Annotated in this window: 6 protein-coding genes; all 6 read right to left on the reverse strand. The window is 42.9% G+C overall.

The features are described from left to right. Nucleotides 1–253: 253 nt before the first annotated feature. A complete protein-coding gene (locus A3766_RS13550) occupies nt 254–547 on the reverse strand; it encodes a hypothetical protein (protein ID WP_068515045.1) in 294 nt (97 codons plus the stop codon). Between the two features lie 52 nt (nt 548–599). Beyond that, the gene (gene dfrA / locus A3766_RS13555; RefSeq protein WP_068507422.1) at nt 600–1073 is read right to left on the reverse strand and encodes a trimethoprim-resistant dihydrofolate reductase DfrA; all 474 of its coding nucleotides are present in this window, start codon (nt 1071–1073) and stop codon (nt 600–602) included. Between the two features lie 98 nt (nt 1074–1171). Next, complete coding sequence (locus A3766_RS13560) at nt 1172–1639, reverse strand: NUDIX domain-containing protein (protein ID WP_082865354.1); 468 nt, start codon at nt 1637–1639, stop codon at nt 1172–1174. A gap of 836 nt (nt 1640–2475) precedes the next feature. Next, nucleotides 2476–4071 carry a hypothetical protein gene (locus tag A3766_RS13565; protein WP_156490580.1) on the reverse strand — a complete coding sequence of 532 codons (1596 nt, stop codon included), beginning with the start codon at nt 4069–4071 and terminating at the stop codon, nt 2476–2478. 5 nt (nt 4072–4076) lie between these two features. Further along, entirely contained in the window at nt 4077–4997 is a 921-nt protein-coding gene (locus A3766_RS13570) for an ATP-binding protein (protein ID WP_068515035.1), read from the reverse strand. Continuing rightward, on the reverse strand, nt 4994–5722 hold a 729-nt coding region (locus A3766_RS31125; protein ID WP_197479571.1), incomplete at its 5' end, for a hypothetical protein. The genes A3766_RS13570 and A3766_RS31125, both read right to left, overlap by 4 nt.

A 5722-nucleotide genomic window follows, 5' to 3' on the forward strand; every position in this document is an offset into this window, starting at 1 on the left:
GGAAAAATGGTCAGAAAAATTCGACTTGAATGAGCTGGTTTTTGAGAACTTCTGGGGAAAAAGTTAGGCTAGATAAAATGAAACATAATTAGCTTTGTCACCTTACTCAAGGGTGATCTAATTGTTTAAGATCACTTTTATATTTTCGTAGGTGAAGTTCGAACTGCAACATCTTATAGAATTAGTTCGTCGATAACGAACGTCTGTTCGAAATTAGCGTTTACTCAGAGGGGCGGATCCTTGGTGGGCGCCACTAACAATCACCCCATGCTGCCGACCTTGGTCCGTCATATGGCTCTAAGTTTAGCCAATACTGGACCGTCAAGATATCTTGCTTAGTGAGTATCGTATGCTTAATTGAGTGCACAATATACCTCTTAGGAGATTGTTCGGATGCGATCCGTCCAACACCATCGAGCCTATCCCAACCGTGGTCATCAAACCTTTCTCCGACCGAAACTGGTAGAAAAGGTGTATTGGATATAAACATTGCAACAGGTGTGTGCTCTCCACTTGTATCGCAAAGGTATAATTCGTACTTTGTCATCTAGGCGTACCCAACAGTTTATTCTATAAGACTGGAGGCGCATCAAGGCCTCTTAATCATTTTGCCATATTTGGTAACTATAATTTATGTTGGACACGAAGTCTTGAGTGAAAACTAGCTTAAAACTACTAGGGATTTTCGGGAAATAGATATTCCCCTCGGGCTCAATGTCGATAGTTGAAATATGTAAGGTATCAACTTTGCCGATTAAGCTGTTATATATTTCGCCGCCACCACATACAATTGCATGATCTGTTATTTTCTCTAAATGGATTAGAGCATCTTCGATCGTTGAAAATACTAAGACATTCTTATCATCTGATGTGAAGCTTGAACGGGTTACGACAGCATATCTACGATTAGGCAAAGCTCCCATAGACGTGAAGGTTTTTCGTCCGACTAAAAGCCACTGATTATAGGTGACTGCCTTAAATAGTAACTGCTCTCCTTTTGCGCTCCACGGTATATCTGGGCCGTTCCCTATGACTCCATTCTTTGATATTGCTGCCATTAGCGATAATTTCACGAAACTTCCTTCGGTTGTAAAATTGTATAAACAGAGTTGATCTCTTTGTGACTACAGCGCTGCTTTTTTGTGCGGTAGGAAAGGGGTTTTTAAGTATATTATGTAGCTAACGAAGCCTCAATAACCGCTAATGCTTTGATGCTAAGTTGAAATTCTAACATTGCTTTAGCTCTCTCAAAACTGAACCAGCCAAACTCACAATGTTCGCTGGATAATATTGGGTCGGTACTTACAGGCGCAGAGAAAACGAATTCTTGAATAGTATTGTGCTCTCTTGCGTACTTTGATTGCCACTCTGGTTTAATAGCGTATTCATACTGGTAGATTGACTTACCAATATTTGAGATGCATATACCTGACTCTTCGAAAACTTCTCGGATCGCAGCTTTTTGAAGGCTCTCGCCTAGCTCTTTCCCCCCAGTAACACTTTGCCAAAAACCAGAAAGAGCTAAGTCTGGGCGAGGTACCCGCTTTAACAACAGATACTGTCTTTGGTTTCTAGTTTCTCGATAAAGAAATACACTGACTGAAATTGGTTCTCGCATAAATACCCGTACTTTGCACATAAAGCGAATGTTGAAATGTATCTTGTAGCTATGATTTACCAATTGTCTTTGAGGTTTCCAATCAATATGTTGGTTTGTTTTTTACAGCTAAAAAATATCTTTGGTGAGAGTATTCAAAGGGATAACCTTTTACAACAGTTTCAATGAGAAAAGAGCGTTTTAGGTCGAGTGTAAGCATTGGCTCAATTTTAAAACTGGCTGCATTACCCTTATCTAAATAAGTGATTAAAACGGTAATTTTGCATACGTACTTGTAATCCTGGTATGTTGTCAGTCGAAAATATCTTGGAGCTAATAAACTAGCGCTTTGTGCTCAAAGCCAGCATTCCATGAGCGTTCGTAAATGTTATATTTAGGCCAAATCTAAACCAAGCTTCAACGGCAGCTAATGGCACAATCAACGTCACTTAAAAAATAGATTACCGCCTGCGCGGTAATGACAGAAAAGCGGACAATGTGATAGTTCGAAAATGTCGGCTGTCTCATCACAGCTGCCAAAAAGCAAAACCCGCCAAAAGACCGCTTTGTGAAGGTAACTGCTATAGTTGTTACACAAGAAAAAGATCTGCTTTTTTCTTCTAACCGATGAAACTCATTTCGTTGGTTTTAGCCGAACTCTCTTGATAAGTGTTTATGGAATCACTGAACTGAAAGAGTCGGTTCAAACCAGTCTCAAAGGTCCGCTATCCGAACAAAGGCAATGAACTTTTCTTCTAGCTCAGCTAGAGATTAATGCCTACTTACTCATCGTTTGTGATAAGAAGCAAGGTCGGTTCTTGAATATTAAGTTATCTATTCCCATAAAATGACTCAGCGATGTGAGTAGTCGTAAACCTTTATAACCCTTTTACCGAAGACTTACCGAACATTCTTTCCCGTTTTTCATAATGATATGTAAATGGGTTGATACCAAACGCTTGAACAGCACCAATATCATCTCTAATATGGGATCGAAACTTATGTAGATAAGTTATTATACTATCCTCACGGCACGTATCTAGATCCAATACATCATTAAACACTGTCAACATGGGAGGGGCTAAAGAACGGTACTCTTGTTGAAATAGACCACATTTGCAAGCTTCTATTGCCGGCCAATCTAATGCTTTGATCTTATTTAGTACATCTTCTTTGGATAAACAGAATGATAACTCGTCTGCAGATCCAGAAAATGAGGCGATCGATACTAGATCTTCGGTCTCGTATTCATCACCGTGTTTTAGCCTGTAGGTCTGCGAGTACTCAAAATCCTTTGTGTTCAAAGTTTGTTGAAAATGAATAGCATATCGAAGCAGGGCATAGAGCAAAGCATCGAATGCACGAGGTACAATAAAGTGACGGAGCGCATGACTTTCAAATAAGGGAACGATAGTGAATGCTTTGACGAGTCGTTGTATAAGCGTGTAGCAACCAGCCCATCCGGTTTGTTTAAGGAACAGAGGGGTCATCTCTTCTAAGCTTTTCTCCAGCACCTTAGCACTGTGGAAGTGAGACGTTAATGTAAACATAAGCATTAGCCATACGCTCAGTGCGAAACAAATAGGGCAAGGTGGCGATAACGCCTGGAAATGGTTGATCGAAAGATATCGATAGGATTGAATTGAAAGCAATCGATGCTGTTTAAGCAAACCGCTAATTAATTTCAGACGTGACATACCATACTCTAAGACTAACGTTTCTAAATCGTGAATTTGCTCAAAATATCGGTCACGATGTGCTTCTGTATCATACGACTGAAGATAAAATGTGACGCTAGAAATTTTGCTCACCTCAACGCCATGAATTGCTCTTAGCTGCTTTTTCTTGCACCAACCTGCTTTGCAACATATTGCCCAAAAATCCGGATGCTCCGGCGAAAATCGTGATGGATATGGGAACGACAATCCCAATTTCTGTATTAGTCTGTCCTCGTCACCAAGCTTCATGCGAAGTTTTTCATCAATGTTAGTGATCAGGTTAGTCAAATAGCCAACCGTCGAGTCAATTTTTTCTGCTAGGGATGCCTGGCCCTCGATGATTGAGGCGAGTGTTTTTTCAATGCGGTCATCCCTACCTCGACCACATTGAGGACAATGGCGCGTAGCAATTTCCTGTCGTGTTTTGGGATATGGGGAGTGGCAGCGCGAACAAGTACTTCCTAAGGTCGTATCATGAATGGGGCAATTCGTTAACCAAGGATAATCATAGATATCGCTATGATAGAAAAGCGCACTGCATTGTGCACAATGACGTAAGGCTGGTTTGAATTTATGGCGGTTTAGATCAGCATGCGTCGCAAAAATCGTTTGATCATTACCTTGGCGTATATCGCGCATGAGTAGTCCAGGATTGGCCATGCACTGAATACGCCAGCGTCCCCATTGACTCAAATAGGGTAGCCAAAAGAAACGACCTTGATTAACGAGATAGTCGTCGGGTAAATACTTATTCACGATCATCAGATCCCCGCCACATAAAAGGCCTCAGTAATAAGGGCATCGTCATAGTCGTGAACAACCGTCAACCGTGGCAAGAAGTCCATTAGAAGAATGTCTAGGGTCGCTCGACAGATTTCCATGGTTAGTTGTGACTCTTCCTCTTGGCAGAATTGATCACAATAAACACGCCAGATGTCGCTAGCCATATTGACGAATCGCCAGCCTTGTTCGACTGCTCGGGGTAGAAAGTACGCGGTAAAGCTGGGTCCATTGTCGGGGTAGGTAAAGGAATCATATTGAGTCAGTATCTCCCTGAGTGCTGACTCAGACTGCACGCCGTAAAACGATGTGTGTTGACGAAAGAAGCGCCCGTATATATGGTCATTTGTCGATTGGTGAATTTGATCTAAGAGTTGATTAGACTCATTCTGATTACCCACGAACACCGACATTAGTCGGATTCTAGCGGTTTCAAATGCATCAAAAATCTCAGAAAACGCGTACAGTTGATCCAGACTTAATCGCTGCATTTCATCGACAATCAGAACGATCTGATAAGTTTGATAAAGGCTAACTAAATCCAAGGCATGTTGTACGAAGCGTGCGGCCAAAACATCCGATGAGTCGGATTTCGATACAGGCACATTGACGCTCAAGCATAGATTGTTAAAGACGCCTCGTATGGTTTTTATATCACGACGATTGATGGAGGTATAGATCACCGGAACGCGACGTTGTTGACGATTACGCAAGCGATCAACGAGACGACGTACGGCAAAGGATTTTCCAATTCGTGCCGGCCCAATAATATAGCCGCCGGTTCCTCCGGTCCATAGCCAACGTTTCACTGTTTCCTCTAATTGGAGCGATGCTTGAGTATCGAATACGACCTCTAGCGGTGTATCGATGAGGGGGTGAAAAGGCATTTCCTGGGACGTCATGATGGTTCTCCAGGATGGCTAAAAGCCGTCTGACTAGACCATGTGGCATTGGCTTTAGCTTGGCGTTTCGCTTTTACACGTTCTGGCTGATTGAGGTCGAGGGCGTCGCCGTTCGATTGAAATGTAGTGGCTACGTGTAGCAGTCTCAACGCATGCTTTGGTTCCTGCTTGTGTTTAAGTAGATAGTGCAGTAATCCCGCTAAGGGATCACGCGCCTGAATTTTATCGTGGCGAATTAATTTGTTGATGTATTTTCGGATCGTGATGGAGTGGGGGAATCGTTGCCAGGAACGTGAGCAGGTTGCTACGCCGATAGGCCTGCCCATTTCGGTGTCGACCTCAAACTTGCGAATATCACGCGCATCCATATTCGCGTAGACATGTGTTTCGCTTGGCGCTAATCGAGCGAGGTCGCCAAGGTAGTAATGCACGCGTTCAAAATACAAATAACATTGCCCGCTGTCGCGATTTCGCTTAATGGGTAATCGTAACCGGAGGCGGAACGGGTTGCGTGGCACGCCAATGTCTTCAGAGACACTGGGGTGCCAGTGATGTTGCCATTGATGCGCAAACAACGTTAGAGGGGAAGATCCGGCATTTCTTCCGCCTTTACTTAGTACGTTATGTTGAGTCAACACAATGCTAAGCGCTTCTTCAAACGTTTGCAGACTGATGGCAGGAGGTTTAGTTCGGTTTTTTGCATCTTCTCGCTTAGGGTCACGCGG

This window comes from Oleiphilus sp. HI0132, assembly GCF_001635845.1.

Excerpts from the sequence above, each read along its gene's own strand:
- A3766_RS13550 (WP_068515045.1), bottom strand. The coding sequence starts at position 547 with ATGACAAAGTACGAATTATACCTTTGCGATACAAGTGGAGAGCACACA.
- A3766_RS13560 (WP_082865354.1), bottom strand. The coding sequence starts at position 1,639 with ATGTGCAAAGTACGGGTATTTATGCGAGAACCAATTTCAGTCAGTGTA.
- A3766_RS13570 (WP_068515035.1), bottom strand. The coding sequence starts at position 4,997 with ATGACGTCCCAGGAAATGCCTTTTCACCCCCTCATCGATACACCGCTA.